Consider the following 18,481-nt stretch of genomic DNA (forward strand, 5'->3'; position numbering starts at 1 on the left):
ACGGGCCGCCGGCCCACGCCGCAGCCCACACGCCACGCCACGGGCCGACCGGCCCCGAAGAAACCCGCCCCGGACCTCGACGGCCGGCGCCTGCTCCGCCCGGACTCAGTCCCGGAGCAACTGCACGGCCTGCTGCGCGAGTTGCTGATCCATCGCGCCCGACCGGCTCCCGGCGATCCCCGACCTCATCAGGGCCGCCCCCTCGACCAACGCCACGAACGTCTCGGCCCGCGCGCGACAGAAACCGGCGGACCACTCCGGCCGCCCCTGCTGCACGAACGCCTCCACATGGGCCACGTACTTCTGGTAGAACTCCCGGACCACCGCGGCGATCTCGTCGTCCCGCGCCGCCAGCGCCCACACCTCGACGTACAACCGGACCAGTTGCGGATCATCCTGCTCGGCGAGCACCACCGCCACCACCTCGGCGGGTTCCGCCCGGCCGCCCTCCGGCACCTCGATGGCCGACGGGTCCTCCCGGTCCAGCCGCAGCCCCGTCGTCTCCGCCAGCCGCTCCAGCGAACGGTCCAACGCCCGCTCCAGCACGGCCTTTATCAGGTCGGCCCGGGTCGGGAAGTAGTGCTGCAGATGCCCGACCCGCACCCCCGCCTCACCGGCGATGGCCCGCAACGAGGCATCCGCGTTGCCCTTGGCGACCAGTACGGTCTCGGCGGCATCCAGCAGACTCGTCCGCCGCAGGCTCCCCTGCCGCGTCAGCTGCGGCTTGCCGCCGCCCTTCTCCTCGCTCATGACACCGTGACCTCGACCCCGGCCTTCTCCAGCGCGGACACGACGTCCTGCGGCAGCGGCGTCATCTCGGGGAAGACCACCCCGGTCGGCGCCTGCGCACCATCCTCCCCCAGCACCCGACGCAGCCCCAACAGCCCGCCCAGCGCGGTGAGATGGGCCTGCCCGGCAGCGTCCTCGACCACCGCGGTGCGCCGCTCGCCGCCCCGCCCGCGGACATCGATCCGCAGCAGCGCCGACCCGCCCTCACCGGGCGAGTACAGCATCCCCCGCCGGGTCTTCTCGAACGCGTCGCCCCGCCCCCACCGGAAGAACCCGGTCTTCTTCAGCGCCAGCAGCGTCGACGTCGACGAGTTCGCGCTGAACCCGATCCGCGTGATCGCGGTGTCCAGCCCCAGCACCAGCGGCAGCGTGAACTGCTCCGGCGTGTCGATCCGCGCCACCTTCGTCCGGTGCTCGCCGATCTGGACGAACCCGGCGTCGCTCAACGGCATGATCATCCGCCGCTGACCGTTCTCGGTCACCTCGTAGTCCAAGCCCAGCCGGTCCATGAACTCCACCGAGTCCGTCCCGGCCCGGTCCTTCAGGTCGTACCGGATGGCGATCTGCACCCCGGACGCACCGCCGAGCTCGGCCGCCAGCGCCGCGGTGACCAGCGCGCTGACCCCGCCCATCCAACTCGACGAGAGCAGCACCGGCGCCTTCGGCGGGTTGACCGCGGCAACCGCCGTGGCCCGCTGCAACCGCGCCGTCCACCGCGTGATGTCCACATACGGCACCCCGCCCCGGACGGCGGCCAGCATCACCCGGTCGTCCGGGTCGTTCACCGTGCTGATCACGGCCCGGACCCTCGCCGCGAACGGCTCCGGATCACTCAGGTCCCAGCGCCGCACCTCCGCCCCGACCTCATCGGCCAACGCCCGCCCCTTCTCGGGCGTACGCCCGGTCAGCAGCAAGGGCCAGGAAGGAGCGGCGAGCCGGGCCAGATCGCCGCCGACGGTCCCATAACCGCCGACCACAAGCACCGGACCATTCACATCAAGCTGGAGGTCATCGTCCACACCGCAGACACTAGGTCACGCGACCTAGACTCGGCAACGACCTTCTTTGTAGCCCCCGTCACATAGAGTCGTCCCCCCACGGCCCCTCACCTCCGGCCCCCACCCGAGGAGTTGACCCCCATGCTCATCGAGCACGTCCTCCCCCCGCACGCCGTAGGAGAGGACGCCCTCGGGGACCCCCCGGCCACTGCCCCCAACGGCCTCTTCCCGATCGAGGAACGCGAGATCGCCCACGCCGGCGAGAAACGCCGCCGCGAATTCACCACCGCCCGCCAGTGCGCCCACCGCGCCCTGACCCGCCTGGGCCTCCCCCCGACCCCGGTCCCCCCGGGCCCCACCGGCGCCCCCGCCTGGCCCCCCGGCATCACCGGCAGCATCACCCACTGCGACGGCTACCGCGCCGCCGCCGTGGCCCACTCGGCCGACCTCCCCCACCTGGGCATCGACGCCGAACCCCACGCCCCCCTGCCCGCCACCGTCCGCGCCGGCATCACCACCCCCACCGAACGCACCCACCTCCAGGACCTCGCCACCACCCACCCCGACATCCCCTGGGACCGCCTCCTCTTCAGCGCCAAGGAATCCGTCTACAAGACCTGCGCCCCGCTCGCCCCCCGGCCCCTCCAATTCGACGACGCCGAGATCACGTTCACCCCCACCACCGGCACCTTCATCGCCCGGCTCCTCCTCCCCTGGCCGGCCGACGTCCCGGCCCCCGTGCTCCCCGGCCGCTGGCACGCCTCCCACGGCATCCTGCTCACCGCCACCACCTTCCCGCGCCCCACCTGATCCCCCCGGATGCCCCCACACCCCCGCAGGACAACGCAAAAAAGCCCCGTTGGGAACCGAGGTTCCCAACGGGGCTTCTTCTAAAATTAGTTCGGCGGCGTCCTACTCTCCCACAGGGTCCCCCCTGCAGTACCATCGGCGCTGAAAGGCTTAGCTTCCGGGTTCGGAATGTAACCGGGCGTTTCCCTAACGCTATAACCACCGAAACACTATGAAACAAAGAACAACCGTTGGTCTGTTCGTGGCTTCAGAACCAACACAGTGGACGCGAGCAACTGAGGACAAGCCCTCGGCCTATTAGTACCAGTCAACTCCACACCTTACGGCGCTTCCATATCTGGCCTATCAACCCAGTCATCTACTGGGAGCCTTACCCCATCAAGTGGGTGGGAGCCCTCATCTCGAAGCAGGCTTCCCGCTTAGATGCTTTCAGCGGTTATCCTTTCCGAACGTAGCCAACCAGCCATGCCCTTGGCAGAACAACTGGCACACCAGAGGTCCGTCCGTCCCGGTCCTCTCGTACTAGGGACAGCCCTTCTCAAGACTCCTACGCGCGCAGCGGATAGGGACCGAACTGTCTCACGACGTTCTAAACCCAGCTCGCGTACCGCTTTAATGGGCGAACAGCCCAACCCTTGGGACCGACTCCAGCCCCAGGATGCGACGAGCCGACATCGAGGTGCCAAACCATCCCGTCGATATGGACTCTTGGGGAAGATCAGCCTGTTATCCCCGGGGTACCTTTTATCCGTTGAGCGACGGCGCTTCCACAAGCCACCGCCGGATCACTAGTCCCTACTTTCGTACCTGCTCGACCCGTCAGTCTCACAGTCAAGCTCCCTTGTGCACTTACACTCAACACCTGATTACCAACCAGGCTGAGGGAACCTTTGGGCGCCTCCGTTACCCTTTAGGAGGCAACCGCCCCAGTTAAACTACCCACCAGACACTGTCCCTGATCCGGATCACGGACCCAGGTTAGACATCCAGCACGACCAGAGTGGTATTTCAACAACGACTCCACACCAACTGGCGTTGGCGCTTCAAAGTCTCCCACCTATCCTACACAAGCCGAACCGAACACCAATATCAAGCTATAGTAAAGGTCCCGGGGTCTTTCCGTCCTGCTGCGCGAAACGAGCATCTTTACTCGTAATGCAATTTCACCGGGCCTATGGTTGAGACAGTCGAGAAGTCGTTACGCCATTCGTGCAGGTCGGAACTTACCCGACAAGGAATTTCGCTACCTTAGGATGGTTATAGTTACCACCGCCGTTTACTGGCGCTTAAGTTCTCAGCTTCGCCCCACCGAAATGGAGCTAACCGGTCCCCTTAACGTTCCAGCACCGGGCAGGCGTCAGTCCGTATACATCGCCTTACGGCTTCGCACGGACCTGTGTTTTTAGTAAACAGTCGCTTCTCGCTGGTCTCTGCGGCCACCCCCAGCTCAGACAGTAAATGTCATCACCAGAAATGGCCCCCCTTCTCCCGAAGTTACGGGGGCATTTTGCCGAGTTCCTTAACCATAGTTCACCCGAACGCCTCGGTATTCTCTACCTGACCACCTGAGTCGGTTTAGGGTACGGGCCGCCTTGAAACTCACTAGAGGCTTTTCTCGACAGCATAGGATCATCCACTTCACCACAATCGGCTCGGCATCAGGTCTCAGCCTTAACGTGTGACGGATTTGCCTACCACACGGCCTACACCCTTACCCCGGGACAACCACCGCCCGGGCTGGACTACCTTCCTGCGTCACCCCATCGCTTACCTACTACAAGTCTGGTCCGTCGGCTCCACCACTCCCCTCAACTCCGAAGAGATCAGGGCGGCTTCACGGACTTAGCATCGCCTGATTCAGTATTGGGCGCTTCAAAGCGGGTACCGGAATATCAACCGGTTGTCCATCGACTACGCCTGTCGGCCTCGCCTTAGGTCCCGACTTACCCTGGGCAGATCAGCTTGACCCAGGAACCCTTAGTCAATCGGCGCAAGAGTTTCCCACTCTTGTATCGCTACTCATGCCTGCATTCTCACTCGTGAACCGTCCACAACTCGTTTCCACGGCTGCTTCACCCGGCACACGACGCTCCCCTACCCATCACAACAGGCGTTAGCCCTCATGCTGCAATGACACGACTTCGGCGGTGTACTTGAGCCCCGCTACATTGTCGGCGCGGAATCACTTGACCAGTGAGCTATTACGCACTCTTTCAAGGGTGGCTGCTTCTAAGCCAACCTCCTGGTTGTCTCTGCGACTCCACATCCTTTCCCACTTAGCACACGCTTAGGGGCCTTAGTCGATGCTCTGGGCTGTTTCCCTCTCGACCATGGAGCTTATCCCCCACAGTCTCACTGCCGCGCTCTCACTTACCGGCATTCGGAGTTTGGCTAAGGTCAGTAACCCGGTAGGGCCCATCGCCTATCCAGTGCTCTACCTCCGGCAAGAAACACACGACGCTGCACCTAAATGCATTTCGGGGAGAACCAGCTATCACGGAGTTTGATTGGCCTTTCACCCCTAACCACAGGTCATCCCCCAGGTTTTCAACCCTGGTGGGTTCGGTCCTCCACGAAGTCTTACCTCCGCTTCAACCTGCCCATGGCTAGATCACTCCGCTTCGGGTCTTGAGCATGCTACTCCAACGCCCTATTCGGACTCGCTTTCGCTACGGCTTCCCCACACGGGTTAACCTCGCAACATACCGCAAACTCGCAGGCTCATTCTTCAAAAGGCACGCAGTCACGACCACACAGCAAGCTGCATGGCGACGCTCCCACGGCTTGTAGGCACACGGTTTCAGGTACTATTTCACTCCGCTCCCGCGGTACTTTTCACCATTCCCTCACGGTACTATCCGCTATCGGTCACCAGGGAATATTTAGGCTTAACGGGTGGTCCCGCCAGATTCACACGGGATTTCTCGGGCCCCGTGCTACTTGGGTGGCTCTCAAGCAAGCCGCTGACATTTCAGCTACGGGGGTCTTACCCTCTACGCCGGACCTTTCGCATGTCCTTCGCCTATATCAACGGTTTCTGACTCACCGACCGGCCGGCAGACCGATCAAGAAAGCTCCCACAACCCCAACCACGCAACCCCTGCCGGGTATCACACGTGACTGGTTTAGCCTCATCCAGTTTCGCTCGCCACTACTCCCGGAATCACGGTTGTTTTCTCTTCCTGCGGGTACTGAGATGTTTCACTTCCCCGCGTTCCCTCCACACTGCCTATGTGTTCAGCAGCGGGTGACAGCCCATGACGACTGCCGGGTTTCCCCATTCGGACACCCCCGGATCAAAGCTCGGTTGACAGCTCCCCGGGGCCTATCGCGGCCTCCCACGTCCTTCATCGGTTCCTGGTGCCAAGGCATCCACCGTGCGCCCTTAAAAACTTGGCCACAGATGCTCGCGTCCACTGTGCAGTTCTCAAACAACGACCAGCCACCCACCACCCCAACCCGAAGGCTGAGTTCACTGGGACCGGCATCCCGAAGGTTCAGACCGTAGTCCGTACCCTCAGACACCCAACAGCGTGCCCGACCCGACCAGATGAGACCCTGCGTTCCACGCCGAAGCAGTACTAACAGTCCTCACACCAATCGCGCCGAGTAGTCAACGTTCCACCCATGAGCAACCAGCATCAGACACTCGCTGATGTACTGGCCTCTGACCAAGCAAAGCTCGGTAAGAAGTGCTCCTTAGAAAGGAGGTGATCCAGCCGCACCTTCCGGTACGGCTACCTTGTTACGACTTCGTCCCAATCGCCAGTCCCACCTTCGACGATTCCCTCCCACAAGGGGTTGGGCCACCGGCTTCGGGTGTTACCGACTTTCGTGACGTGACGGGCGGTGTGTACAAGGCCCGGGAACGTATTCACCGCAGCAATGCTGATCTGCGATTACTAGCAACTCCGACTTCATGGGGTCGAGTTGCAGACCCCAATCCGAACTGAGACCGGCTTTTTGAGATTCGCTCCACCTCGCGGTATCGCAGCTCATTGTACCGGCCATTGTAGCACGTGTGCAGCCCAAGACATAAGGGGCATGATGACTTGACGTCGTCCCCACCTTCCTCCGAGTTGACCCCGGCAGTCTCCTGTGAGTCCCCATCACCCCGAAAGGCATGCTGGCAACACAGAACAAGGGTTGCGCTCGTTGCGGGACTTAACCCAACATCTCACGACACGAGCTGACGACAGCCATGCACCACCTGTACACCGACCACAAGGGGGGCACTATCTCTAATGCTTTCCGGTGTATGTCAAGCCTTGGTAAGGTTCTTCGCGTTGCGTCGAATTAAGCCACATGCTCCGCTGCTTGTGCGGGCCCCCGTCAATTCCTTTGAGTTTTAGCCTTGCGGCCGTACTCCCCAGGCGGGGAACTTAATGCGTTAGCTGCGGCACGGACGACGTGGAATGTCGCCCACACCTAGTTCCCAACGTTTACGGCGTGGACTACCAGGGTATCTAATCCTGTTCGCTCCCCACGCTTTCGCTCCTCAGCGTCAGTATCGGCCCAGAGATCCGCCTTCGCCACCGGTGTTCCTCCTGATATCTGCGCATTTCACCGCTACACCAGGAATTCCGATCTCCCCTACCGAACTCTAGCCTGCCCGTATCGAATGCAGACCCGGGGTTAAGCCCCGGGCTTTCACATCCGACGCGACAAGCCGCCTACGAGCTCTTTACGCCCAATAATTCCGGACAACGCTCGCGCCCTACGTATTACCGCGGCTGCTGGCACGTAGTTAGCCGGCGCTTCTTCTGCAGGTACCGTCACTCTCGCTTCTTCCCTGCTGAAAGAGGTTTACAACCCGAAGGCCGTCATCCCTCACGCGGCGTCGCTGCATCAGGCTTTCGCCCATTGTGCAATATTCCCCACTGCTGCCTCCCGTAGGAGTCTGGGCCGTGTCTCAGTCCCAGTGTGGCCGGTCGCCCTCTCAGGCCGGCTACCCGTCGTCGCCTTGGTGAGCCATTACCTCACCAACAAGCTGATAGGCCGCGGGCTCATCCTTCACCGCCGGAGCTTTCCACACGGAGATCATGCGACCCCGTGTCATATCCGGTATTAGACCCCGTTTCCAGGGCTTGTCCCAGAGTGAAGGGCAGATTGCCCACGTGTTACTCACCCGTTCGCCACTAATCCCCGACCGAAGCCGGTTCATCGTTCGACTTGCATGTGTTAAGCACGCCGCCAGCGTTCGTCCTGAGCCAGGATCAAACTCTCCGTGAATGCTTTCCGGACTGCGTTTAATGAAAAACTGCCGGTATCAACACTCGCGTTGAGCGGAACCACAAGGAGGAATAATCCTCGCGGTTCACAGCGTCCTCGCTGTGCGCCTCCCAAAGCTATTGGAAGGACTTTTCAAAGGAACCTCATCTCCATGATGGAGACGGGGTATCAACATATCTGGCGTTGACTTTTGGCACGCTGTTGAGTTCTCAAGGAACGGACGCTTCCTTCGGCCACCCTCTCGGGCTTCCTCCGGGCGCTTCCCTTCGGTCTTGCGTCTCCGACTCTATCAGATCCTTTCGGCTCCGATTTTCGCCGGTGCGATTCGACCTTTCGGTTTCCTCGCGGTTCCAACCTTACCAGATCCGTTTCCGTCTCTGGCCCCCTGTTGGAGCGGGGTCCGGCCGCTTCGCTTTCGCTTTTCGGCCTTTCCGACTTTATCAGATCTTCTTTCCGTCCCGGCCCGCTTCTCAGTGAGTTGCGGTCGGTTCGAATTTCGATCCGATTCCCCGTCGGCGGGGTGTTCACTACGTTAGCGGAATTCCTCGCTGACGCCTAATCAGACGCCCGGAATGAATTTCGGCATGCGAAATTCGCTCCCGTTGAGGGGCCGTGCAGTGGTGGGTTGCCGCGAAGCGGCGGGATGGCTGTCCGGGGCCGTCGGCTCCGTGACAACTCGGAGAACACTACACGAGGGGGTGGGGTGGTTCAAATCCCTGCGGGGGACGGGTGCGGCCGGTACTTTGAGGGGCATGACTGCGCATGTGCTCGTACAGCTGTGGTGGCCCGCCTGACGGCGGCCGTACCAACAGCGCATGCATGACCACGGCCGCCGCTTCGGCGGCCGTTCGCGTATCTCCCTTCGTCACCGGCCGACGCAGGCGGCGGTCCCGGTGAGAGTGAGGGACGGATGAGCGAGAAGGTCGGGACGTCGGGGACGGTCGCGCGGGTGTTCAGCGGGGTGCAGCCGACGGGGCATCTGACGCTGGGGAACTACCTCGGGGCGGTGCGGCGGTGGGTCGACGAGGAGCAGCACCGGGCGGATGCGCTGTTCTGCGTGGTGGATCTGCACGCGCTGACCGTGGAGCACGATCCGGCGCGGGTGCGCCGACTCAGTCGGCAGGCGGCGACCCTGTTGTTGGCGGCGGGGCTGGATCCGGAGCGATGCACGGTGTTCGTGCAGAGCCATGTCGTCGAGCACGTGCGGCTCTCGTATCTGATGGAGTGCACCGCCGGTGTCGGTGAGATGCGGCGGATGGTGCAGTTCAAGGAGAAGGCCGCCCGCGAGGAGGCGGCCGGGGTGCGGCTGTCGCTGCTGACGTATCCGGCGCTGATGGCGGCGGACATCCTGGCGTACGGGACGGACGAGGTGCCCGTGGGTGAGGACCAGACGCAGCACGTGGAGCTCACGCGGGATCTGGCGGTGCGGTTCAACCGGCGGTACGGGCGGGTGTTCGTGGTGCCGCGGGCGTCGGTTCCGCCGGTGGCTGCGCGGGTGATGGACCTTCAGGATCCCCGGTCGAAGATGGGCAAGACGGCGGCCCTGCGGAACGGCGGTGCCGGGGTGGTCCATCTCTTGGACGAGCCGGACACGGTGCGGCGGAAGGTGATGCGCGCCGTGACGGACGGCGGGACGGACGTGGCGTACGACCGGGACGAGCGGCCGGGGGTGGCGAATCTGCTGGACGTCCTCGCGGCCTGCCGTGGGGACGGTGATCCGGCCGGGCTGGCGGAAGCGTACGGGTCGTACGGGGTGTTGAAGCGGGACACCGCGGAGGCGGTGGTGGAACTGCTGCGGCCGGTGCGGGAGCGGCACGCGGAGCTGGCGGCCGATCCCGGGTACGTCGACGGGGTGCTGCGGGCGGGGGCCGAGCGGGCGCGGGGGATGGCGCGGCCGCGGGTGGACGCGGCGTACGAGGCGGTGGGGCTGTTGCCGGTGGGCTCGTGAGTCCGTAGGCCCTTACGCCCGTAGGGGGGAGGCGAACGGATCCCGTAGGGGGCAGGGGCGCCCCCTACGGGCCACAACGGGGTGGGGTGGGGGTGGTGTTCCCGTTCGGTGGTCGGTCCGTGGCGAGGCCCACGGTTGTCATCCCCGGCTGTCGTCCCGGTCGTCGTCGCCGGCTGTTGTCCACGGTCGTCGTCGCCGGTTGTGCTCAGGTGCTCTCAGTTGCCGTTGGCCAGTTCGCGGCTGCGGTCGCGGGCGGCCTCCAGGGCGGCGATCAGGGCTGCGCGTACGCCGTGGTTCTCCAGTTCGCGGATGGCGTTGATGGTGGTGCCCGCGGGGGAGGTGACGTTCTCTCGGAGCTTGACCGGGTGTTCGCCGCTGTCGCGGAGCATCACCGCGGCGCCGATGGCGGCCTGGACGATCAGGTCGTGGGCCTTGTCGCGGGGCAGGCCGAGCAGGATGCCGGCGTCGGTCATCGCCTCGACGAGGAAGTAGAAGTAGGCCGGGCCGGAGCCGGACAGGGCGGTGGCGGCGTCCTGCTGGGACTCCGGGACGCGCAGCGTCTTACCGACCGTGGAGAAGATCTCTTCGGCGAGGGTGAGGTGCGCGGCGGTGGCGTGGGTGCCGGCGGAGATGACGGACATCGCCTCGTCGACGAGGGCGGGGGTGTTCGTCATGACCCGGACGACCGGGGTGTCGGGGGCCAGCCGCTCCTCGAAGAAGGAGGTCGGGATGCCGGCGGCGCCGCTGATCACCAGGCGGTCGGCGGGGACGTGCGGGGCCAGCTCGGTCAGCAGGGTGCCCATGTCCTGGGGCTTGACGGTGAGGATCAGGGTGTCGGCGGCCTTGGCGGCCTCGGCGTTGCTGACCGCCTCGACGCCGTAGCGGGTGCGGAGCTGTTCGGCGCGCTCCTGGCGGCGGGCGGTGACCAACAGGTCGGAGGGCGCCCAGCCGCCGCGGATCATGCCGCTGAGCAGGGCTTCGCCGATTTTTCCGGTGCCGAGTACGGCGACCTTCTGGGCCATGCGTTCACCTCGCCGGTGGTGCGTGAGCTGTTCGGAGCCATCCTCGCACCGGTGGGCGGGCGGATGCGGAGGGTGTCCACGGAGCGGGCGGCCCGCGGGTGGCCCGCGGGTGGCGTTCCCTTGCGTGATTCGCGTCGCATTCGGATCGAGGACCGAGGAATTTGCCGGAATTGACCGTAAGGTCGGTGAACTTCTGTTCGCTTTCTGTATTCGCCCGAGGAGCGCCTTGATTCGTCGCCCCTTCCGCAGATGCGGTGCCGTCGCCGCGCTGTCCGTCGCCCTGCTGCTGTCCTCGTGCACGTCCGGCGGCACGGCCGTCAAGGGGAAGGCGGGCGGCGGCGGGGTGGGCGACCCGCTCTTCCCGGCGCTCGGCAACGGCGGCTACGACGTCCGGCACTACGGCCTCGACCTCCGCTACGACGTGGCCGAGCAGCATCTGGACGGCACCGCGACGATCACCGCCAAGGCCGGCGAGGACCTGCGGTCCTTCCAGCTCGACCTCCAGGGGATGACGGTGACCGGCGTCCGGGTCGACGACCGGGACGCCGAGTTCAGCCGCAAGGGGCACAAGCTGGTGGTCCGACCGGCCGCCGGGATCGGCAAGGGCAAGGAGTTCCGGACGACCGTCCGGTACCGCGGGACGCCGGAGGAGATGGAGGACGAGGGCGGCGGGTACGAGGGCTGGGTCAAGACCGCCGACGGCGCGTTCGTCGTCGGGGAGCCGGCCGGCACGATGACGTGGTTCCCCGGCAACAACCACCCCGGCGACAAGGCCGCCTACGACTTCCGGATCACCGTGCCGGAGCACTACACCGCGGTCGCCAACGGCGAGTTGAAGTCCAAGCGGACCACGGGCGGGCGGACCACCTACGAGTGGCACAACGCGGAGCCGATGGCCAGCTACCTCGCCACCGCGACGATCGGCAGGTTCGACGTCCAGGAGTCCCGCACGCCGCAGGGGCTGCCGCTCTACGTCGCGGTGGATCCGAAGGAGGCCGAGGCCAGCAAGGAACCGCTGTCCCGGTTGCCGGAGATCCTCGCGTGGAGCACCAAGCTGTTCGGCCCGTACCCGTTCTCGTCGGCCGGCGCGATAGTCGACCACACCCCGGACCGGATCGACTGGGGCGCGCTGGAGACCCAGACCAAGCCGGTCTACGCCGGGGCGCCGGACACCTCGACGGTGGTGCACGAGACCGCCCACCAGTGGTTCGGCGACTCGGTGACGCCGAAGACCTGGCAGGACACCTGGCTCAACGAGGGCTTCGCGACCTACGCCGAGTGGCTGTGGGAGGAGCACGAGGGCGGCCGGACCCCGCAGGAGCAGTTCGACGCGCTCTACCACTCCGACGAGGACGACCCGCGCTGGGACTTCCCGCCGGGCAAGGTGCCGACGGCGGCGGACGTCACCGAGCCGCCGGTCTACGAGCGCGGCGCGATGGTGCTCCAGCAGCTGCGGAACGCCGTCGGCGACAAGACGTTCTTCTCGATCCTCAAGGAGTGGCCCGCGAAGTACCGGCACGCCAACGCCGACAGCGCGGACTTCGTCGCCTTCTGCCAGCAGCGCACGGACGAGGACCTGACGGACCTGTTCGACGACTGGCTCTACGGGGAGGGCGCGCCGGACTGGGAGTACGAGGCCGCCTGAGCGCGGCCGGGCCCGGAGGCCCGCGGGCTCGCGGGCCCGGGGGCCTCCGCCCACCGCTCACAGGTCCGAGAAGTCCAGGTGCCCGAGCTTGTCCGGGTTGAGCACGGCGTCCACCTCGGTGATCAACCCGTCGTGCACCGTGAAGCCGAAGACCCCGGCCGGGTACTCCCCCGACGGGTCGGCGAAGACCATCCCCAGGGAGCCGTTGACCTCCCGGACCGCCAGCCGCATGGTCGCCGGGGTGAAGTTGCGGGTGACCAGGCCCTGGACGTAGCGGGCGACCTTGTCCCGGCCCAGCACCGGCCGGCGGGCCGCGGACACCTTGCCGCCGCCGTCGGAACGCCACACCACCTCCGGGTCCAGGACGTTCAGCAGCGCCTCGAAGTCCCCGCCCATGACGGCCGCCAGGAACGCCTCCACGGTGCGCCGGTGCTCGGCCCGGTCCACGGTGCGGCGCGGCGCCTCGGCCCGTACCCGGCGGCGGCCGCGCGAGGCCAGCTGCCGTACCGATTCCGGGGTCCGGCCGACCGCCTCGGCGATCTCCGGGAACGGCACCGCGAAGACGTCGTGGAGGACGAAGGCGGTGCGTTCGGCCGGGGTGAGCCGCTCCAGGACGGTGAGCAGCGCCATGCCGACCGACTCGTCGAGGGTCACCCGGTCCTCGGGGCCGTCCGGGACGCCGGCCCGGCCGTCGCCGACGGACCCGCCGGCGGCCCCGTCGAGCACCGGCTCGGGCAACCAGGGCCCCACGTACAGCTCGCGACGGGCCCGGGCCGACCCCAGCAGGTCGTAGCAGATCCGGCTCACCACGGTGGTGAGGAACGCGCGGGGGCTCTCCACCGGCGGCTCGTCGGGGAGCGCCTGCCAGCGCAGCCAGGTCTCCTGCACCGCGTCGTCGGCGTCGCTGACCGTCCCCATGATCCGGTACGCCACGGCCCACAGCCGGCCCCGCTGCTCCTCGAACTGCGCCAGCCGCTCCGCCCGGACCCGCTCGTCGGTCGCCCCGCGTCCCCGCTCCGCCATCGTGTCCTCCCGCCTCCCCGCCCCTCGGCCGCGGCCCGTGCGCCGGCGGCCTCCGGGATGGGGACGACGCTACGGGGTGGGGTGGGATCGGGCCGGGCGGGGGTGCCGGGGAGCGGGGGTACGGGCGCGGGGTGACGGTGGCTCAGGAGGCCGGCACGGACCCCGGCATGGATGTGGAGATCCCGCCGTACGCACCGGAACCCAACATTCCTCCCGGAGAATGTGCCGGCGGGCACCACATCCGACGGGGAAACGAGGAAGACGCCATGCGCGCACGCGGCATCAACTACGACACCGGGTTCCTGCCGGCGGAGGACCTCTCGCGCAAGAGCTTCGACGAGGCGGTGGTGCGCCGCGACATGGGCGTGATCGCCCGGGAGCTGCACTGCGACGCGGTGCGGATCTCCGGCGGGCGGCCCGAGCGGCTGAGCACCGCGGCGGGGTGCGCGGCGGAGGCCGGCCTGGAGGTGTGGTTCGCGCCGTTCCCCGTGGACCTCACGCCCGAGGAACTGCTGCCGTTCTTCGCGGAGTGCGCCGAGCGGGCGGAGCGGGTCCGGCGCTCCGGGGCCGAGGTGGTCTTCGTCGCCGGGTGCGAGCTCAGCGCGTTCTGCAAGGGCTTCCTCCCCGGGGAGGGCTACGGCGACCGGCTCCGGGCGATGGCCACCGCCGATGTGGACTGGTGGATGTCGCTGGGCCCGGTGGCGGAGCGGCTGAACGCCTTCCTCGCCCAGGTGGCCACGACCGTGCGGGCCCACTTCGGTGGCCGGATCACCTACGCCTCCGGGCCCTGGGAGGCGATCGACTGGACGCCGTTCGACCTGGTCGGGGTGGACGCGTACCGGGCCGCGTACAACGCCGACACCTTCCGGGAGGAGCTGCGCGGGCACGCGGCGCACGGCAAGCCGGTCGCGGTGACCGAGTTCGGGACGTGCCCCTACACGGGTGCGGGCGAGCTGGGCGGCATGGCCTGGCAGCCGCCGGCCGACGCGGTGCCGGGCGAGGGCGAGCAGGTGCGGTACTTCCACGAACTCCTCGACGCCTTCGAGGCGGAGGGGGTGGACACCGCGCTGTGGTTCACCTTCGCCGGCTTCGGCAAGGTGGACCGGGATGCCGACCTCTCCTCGTACGGCGTGGTGCGGATGACCGACGAGGAGGCGCACTGGGAGCCACGGGAGGTGTTCCGGGCGATGGCCGAGCGCTACGCCGGCCAGGGCGGACCGGCCCAGGGCTTCGCCTAGCGGCGCTTCCTGCCCGGCTTCGTCCCCGATCCCGCGCCCGTCCCGTTCGGCTTCGACGGCGCCTTCGACTTCGACGTGGACGTCGGCTTGGACGTCGGCTTGGACGTCGGCTTCGGCTTGCGTGCCGCCGGGTTCCCGGCGCGGGATTCCCGGCGCCGGGAGTACCGCTCCCGCGCCGCCTCGTACTCGGTCCGGCGCAGTTTCTCACCGGGCGCCTCGGCCAGGCTGCGGCAGAAGTAGGCGAGCAGCGTGCCGATGAAGCCGATCATCATCAGGCTCTGCATCGACCGCTCGGCACCGCTGTCGGCCGACGGGTCCGCGCGGCGCACGAACCCGTCCCAGGTGCGGCGGAAGGCCAGCGCGCTGCAGACGGCGAAGCCGGCCACCACGAGAACGTTGACGAACGAGCCGACCTCGGCGATCTCCAGTCCCTGGAAGGCGAACCGCAGCACCGCCGCCCCGGCCGCGGCGAGCACCAGCGAGCCCACCGCGACGCCGACCCGGCGCAGGCCGTAGCCGCCGTCGTGCTCGACCCAGGTGGTGCCGAAGAAACGGATCTCCTCCGGCTCCGGGCCGCCCTGGGCCGCCGTCCGCTGCGCATCGCTCATGGTGTCGATTATCCCCGGGGCCCGGCGGCCGGCCCGTAGAGCCCGCCGGGCCGCCGGCCGCCATGGCGGCCGGCGGCTCACGCCCGGGCCCGCTCGGGTGCGGCCGGCGCAGGACCGACCCGCTCGGGTCAGCCCGGGTCAGCTCATGCAGCTGGGCGCGACCATGCCGTCACTGCCCGTGTGGACGTAGGTGTCGGAGATGTACTCGCCGGGCGCGATGTTGTCCCAGATGTTGGAGGAGCCGTAGGGGCCGGCCACCCACTGGCCGCGCGTCTGGCAGCGGATCTGGACCTGGGCGCCGGCCGGGAGCTGGCGGACCAGCGCGGTGTTGGTGCCGGCCCCCTGGCGGACGTTGACGCGGTAGCCGGGCGCGAGGGGGTAGGTGGTCCGGCCGGCGAGCGCGGCGGCGAGCGGTGCGGCGCCGGCCGCCGCCTCGGTCGGCGTCTCCGCCGCCGGGTCCGTCACAGCGGTGTTCGCGGCCCCGTCGACGTCCGTGGCCGCCCCGGTGTCCGGCCCGGCGCTCCCGGCGAATTCCTGTGTGGTCATTTCTGCTTCCCCCCGTTTGGTCGGTGCCTTGCGTGGCTGGTTCTGGTCGTCGGCTGCCCGCGGTTGCCGGGCAGCGCGTCTGCGGGCGCCTGTTCGACGCCCGCGACGCGCACGCTAGCAAGCCTCACCCGTCCCGGACGTGCCATGGACTAGGCTCCGCGCGTCGCACCTGCGACCGATTTGGCAAGGGGAAGACTCGGGGGTGGAACGATGCCGCCGCTGCGCGATTCCGGGCCCGGCCCGGAAGCGGAGCGTCCGGAATACGCCGGGCACTACCCTCTGGAGGCACGGCTGGGCTCCGGGGGAATGGGCGTGGTCCATCTGGCCCGGTCCTCCTCCGGACTGCTGCTCGCGGTCAAGGTCATCCACGCCGAATTCGCCCAAGACCCGGAGTTCCGGGGGCGATTCCGACAGGAGGTGGCCGCCGCCCGACGGGTCAGCGGGGCCTTCACGGCACCCGTCGTCGATGCCGACCCGGACGCCGAACGGCCCTGGATGGCGACCCTCCACATCGCCGGCCCGACCCTCTCCGAACACGTCAAGCGGAACGGCCCGCTGACCCCCGGCGAGGTGCGGCAGCTGGGTGCGGGCCTCGCCGAGGCGCTGCGCGACATCCACCGCGCGGGAGTGGTGCACCGCGATCTCAAGCCCGGCAATGTGCTGCTCGCCGCCGACGGCCCGAAAGTCATCGACTTCGGCATCTCCCGGCCGTCGGACAGCGAGATGCGCACCGAGACCGGGAAGCTGATCGGCACCCCGCCGTTCATGGCCCCCGAGCAGTTCCAGCGCCCGCGCGAGGTCGGACCGGCGGCGGACGTCTTCGCCCTGGGGTCGGTGCTGGTGCACGCCGCGACCGGCCGCGGCCCGTTCGACTCGGAGAGCCCCTACCTCGTCGCGTACCAGGTGGTGCACGACGACGCGGATCTGTCGGGCGTGCCGGAGGAACTGGTGCCGCTCGTCGAGAGCTGCCTGGCCAAGGACCCGGCGGACCGCCCGACGCCGGACCGGCTGATGCAACTGCTGCACACGGATGCGCCGATGACGCTGCCGGCCCCCCGTCCGGCCCCCGGCGAGGCGCTTCCGCAGACGGTGCAGGGCACCCGGATAGCCGCCCAACGGCAGCCGGTCCGCGCCGAGGCCACCCCGCCGCGCGCCGAGACCACCCATGTCCGCGCCCGCACCCCGGACGTGGCCCGCGCCCCGGACGTGCCGCGCGCTCCGGACGCGCGCCACGAGCCCGCCGACCCGCCGCCCCCGCCGCCCGCTCCCGAGGACGCCTCCGGCGCCGCCCCGGCCCCCCGAAGGGCGGGTATCCGTCGCCGCCTCCTCTGGGCCGCCGCGGCCCTCGCCGTCGCCGTCGCCGCGCTCGGCGGCGCCTGGGCCCTCACCTCGGACGCGCCGGACGATCCGGCCCTCCAGACGCACGCCCCGCGCACCCCTCGCGCCGCCTTCCATCCCTGGCGCACCACGATCGTCGAGCGCCCCGCCGGTCATGACGCCGAGATGCCGTACTGCACGGCCGGTGCCGGTGCGGTCTTCTGCGGCCAGTCCGGACTGCCGGCCGCCCGCCTCGCCCCCGGCACGGGTGCGGTGACCTGGCGTCACACCGGTGCCCCGGGGGGCCCGGAGGCCGTCTCCCCCACCGCCCCGGTCCTCTCCGGCGGCCTCCTCTACGTCTTCACCGGCGACGGCAAGCGCCTGCTGGCCCTCGATCCGTCCCAGGACGGCAAGGGCGCCCTCCGCTGGAGCCTGGACGTCTCCCGCTACGAGGGCGGCGCCGCGGTCGTCGCCGACCGCGTCCTCCTGACCGCCGCCGACGGCACGGTCACCGCCCTGGACACCACCACGCACGCCCAGCGGTGGAGCAAGCGCTTCCCCGGCCACCGGCTCCCCCACTTCACCAGCCACGGCGACCCGCACACCGCCTACGCCGCCGAGACCCTCACCACCGGCCCCGCCCCCGCCACCCAACTCACCGCCATCGACCCGGCCGACGGCTCGGTCCACTGGTCCCACCGGCTCCCCGGCACGCTCACCCTGGCCGGCCCCACCGCATCCGGCGCGCTCTTCCTCACCATCGGCGACCCGACCTACGACGGCTACGTCTCCGGCGTGCTCCGCTACGACCCGGCCACCCGCCGGAGCCGGAAGTTCCCGCTGGCCGCGCCGCTGCCCGGGGTCTCGTCCGCCGTCCACGGCGAGACGGTGTACGTGTTGGCCGAGGGCGGCGCCCTCCAGGCCGTCGGCGAACGCACCTGGGACACCGAGACCTCCGTCAGCCGCGGCTCGACCCCCGTCGTCAGCGGCGACCGCCTCTACTTCACGGCCGCGGACGGCCGACTGCTCGCCGTCGACACCACCACCGGCGCCCTCCTCGGCCAGACCCCGCCCCGGCTCGCCGCCACCCGCCACAACGGCTTCCTCCAGGCCGTCCCCGCCCCCACCCTGGACACCGCCCACGGCCGCGTCTACGCCGCCTCCCCCGACGGCACGGTCTTCGGCGTGAGCACGGAGAAACCGGAGCGCTGGTGAGCCGCCGGGGGTGCGGGCACGAGGGCCGACGGCGCCCCAACTCCCGGGCCATCAAGGGTTCGTGAATTCCGCGGCCGGTGCGCCCCATCC

Annotated in this window: 10 protein-coding genes, 3 rRNA genes and 1 pseudogene; 5 read left to right on the forward strand and 9 right to left on the reverse strand. The window is 68.3% G+C overall.

From position 1 onward, the window contains the following. Positions 1 to 105 precede the first annotated feature (105 nt). Together SNOUR_RS17895 and SNOUR_RS17900 are read right to left on the reverse strand one after the other, a co-directional pair. Positions 106 to 750 carry a TetR/AcrR family transcriptional regulator gene (locus SNOUR_RS17895; protein WP_067348283.1) on the reverse strand — a complete coding sequence of 215 codons (645 nt, stop codon included), beginning with the start codon at positions 748 to 750 and terminating at the stop codon, positions 106 to 108. Next, positions 747 to 1,772 (reverse strand): saccharopine dehydrogenase family protein, encoded by a 1,026-nt coding sequence (locus tag SNOUR_RS17900; protein WP_067348286.1) that lies wholly within the window; start codon positions 1,770 to 1,772, stop codon positions 747 to 749. The genes SNOUR_RS17895 and SNOUR_RS17900 overlap by 4 nt, the downstream gene beginning before the upstream one ends. 156 nt (positions 1,773 to 1,928) lie before the next feature. On the opposite strand from SNOUR_RS17900, the gene SNOUR_RS17905 reads away from it, so the two are divergent. Then, complete coding sequence (locus SNOUR_RS17905) at positions 1,929 to 2,597, forward strand: 4'-phosphopantetheinyl transferase family protein (RefSeq protein WP_067348288.1); 669 nt, start codon at positions 1,929 to 1,931, stop codon at positions 2,595 to 2,597. Positions 2,598 to 2,686: 89 nt separating this feature from the next. Here SNOUR_RS17905 and rrf read toward each other — a convergent pair. The 3 genes from rrf to SNOUR_RS17920 form a co-directional block, all read right to left on the reverse strand. Next, positions 2,687 to 2,803 (reverse strand): 5S ribosomal RNA (gene rrf, locus SNOUR_RS17910). Positions 2,804 to 2,874: 71 nt separating this feature from the next. Next, positions 2,875 to 5,996 (reverse strand): 23S ribosomal RNA (locus SNOUR_RS17915). Between the two features lie 304 nt (positions 5,997 to 6,300). Beyond that, a 16S ribosomal RNA gene (locus tag SNOUR_RS17920) occupies positions 6,301 to 7,829 on the reverse strand. The 16S, 23S and 5S rRNA genes sit together here, the layout of an rRNA operon. A gap of 910 nt (positions 7,830 to 8,739) precedes the next feature. On the opposite strand from SNOUR_RS17920, the gene trpS reads away from it, so the two are divergent. After that, positions 8,740 to 9,777, forward strand: coding sequence for a tryptophan--tRNA ligase (gene trpS, locus SNOUR_RS17925; protein ID WP_067348291.1), 1,038 nt, complete (start codon positions 8,740 to 8,742; stop codon positions 9,775 to 9,777). 215 nt (positions 9,778 to 9,992) lie between these two features. Here the strand turns inward: trpS and proC are convergent, their stop codons facing one another. Continuing rightward, a complete protein-coding gene (proC, locus tag SNOUR_RS17930) occupies positions 9,993 to 10,799 on the reverse strand; it encodes a pyrroline-5-carboxylate reductase (RefSeq protein ID WP_067348294.1) in 807 nt (268 codons plus the stop codon). A 226-nt stretch (positions 10,800 to 11,025) separates the two neighbouring features. Here proC and SNOUR_RS17935 point away from each other — a divergent pair, with 226 nt between their 5' ends. Beyond that, positions 11,026 to 12,444: a M1 family metallopeptidase gene (locus SNOUR_RS17935; RefSeq protein ID WP_067348297.1), complete on the forward strand. Its 1,419-nt coding sequence runs from the start codon at positions 11,026 to 11,028 to the stop codon at positions 12,442 to 12,444. Positions 12,445 to 12,501: 57 nt separating this feature from the next. On the opposite strand, the gene sigJ is transcribed toward SNOUR_RS17935, so the two are convergent. Next, positions 12,502 to 13,467: an RNA polymerase sigma factor SigJ gene (gene sigJ / locus SNOUR_RS17940; RefSeq protein WP_067348300.1), complete on the reverse strand. Its 966-nt coding sequence runs from the start codon at positions 13,465 to 13,467 to the stop codon at positions 12,502 to 12,504. A 266-nt stretch (positions 13,468 to 13,733) separates the two neighbouring features. Between sigJ and SNOUR_RS17945 the strand changes: the two genes are divergently transcribed. Beyond that, positions 13,734 to 14,705, forward strand: a complete 972-nt coding sequence (locus SNOUR_RS17945) for a glycoside hydrolase family 113 protein (RefSeq protein ID WP_067348303.1) — start codon at positions 13,734 to 13,736, stop codon at positions 14,703 to 14,705. 110 nt (positions 14,706 to 14,815) lie between these two features. Here SNOUR_RS17945 and SNOUR_RS17950 read toward each other — a convergent pair. Continuing rightward, positions 14,816 to 15,313, reverse strand: a pseudogene (locus SNOUR_RS17950) (hypothetical protein); the annotation flags it as partial. Positions 15,314 to 15,451: 138 nt separating this feature from the next. Continuing rightward, a complete protein-coding gene (locus SNOUR_RS17955) occupies positions 15,452 to 15,859 on the reverse strand; it encodes an SH3 domain-containing protein (protein ID WP_312632638.1) in 408 nt (135 codons plus the stop codon). A 210-nt stretch (positions 15,860 to 16,069) separates the two neighbouring features. Between SNOUR_RS17955 and SNOUR_RS17960 the strand changes: the two genes are divergently transcribed. Next, complete coding sequence (locus SNOUR_RS17960) at positions 16,070 to 18,391, forward strand: protein kinase domain-containing protein (protein ID WP_067348306.1); 2,322 nt, start codon at positions 16,070 to 16,072, stop codon at positions 18,389 to 18,391. Positions 18,392 to 18,481 lie beyond the last annotated feature (90 nt).

The sequence above is a fragment of the Streptomyces noursei ATCC 11455 genome (assembly GCF_001704275.1).
GTDB classification, from domain to species: Bacteria; Actinomycetota; Actinomycetes; order Streptomycetales; family Streptomycetaceae; genus Streptomyces; species Streptomyces noursei.

Coding starts and splice junctions, on each gene's coding strand:
- SNOUR_RS17895 (WP_067348283.1), bottom strand. CDS start 750: ATGAGCGAGGAGAAGGGCGGCGGCAAGCCGCAGCTGACGCGGCAGGGG.
- SNOUR_RS17905 (WP_067348288.1), top strand. CDS start 1,929: ATGCTCATCGAGCACGTCCTCCCCCCGCACGCCGTAGGAGAGGACGCC.
- trpS (WP_067348291.1), top strand. CDS start 8,740: ATGAGCGAGAAGGTCGGGACGTCGGGGACGGTCGCGCGGGTGTTCAGC.
- proC (WP_067348294.1), bottom strand. CDS start 10,799: ATGGCCCAGAAGGTCGCCGTACTCGGCACCGGAAAAATCGGCGAAGCC.
- sigJ (WP_067348300.1), bottom strand. CDS start 13,467: ATGGCGGAGCGGGGACGCGGGGCGACCGACGAGCGGGTCCGGGCGGAG.
- SNOUR_RS17945 (WP_067348303.1), top strand. CDS start 13,734: ATGCGCGCACGCGGCATCAACTACGACACCGGGTTCCTGCCGGCGGAG.
- SNOUR_RS17955 (WP_312632638.1), bottom strand. CDS start 15,859: ATGACCACACAGGAATTCGCCGGGAGCGCCGGGCCGGACACCGGGGCG.
- SNOUR_RS17960 (WP_067348306.1), top strand. CDS start 16,070: ATGCCGCCGCTGCGCGATTCCGGGCCCGGCCCGGAAGCGGAGCGTCCG.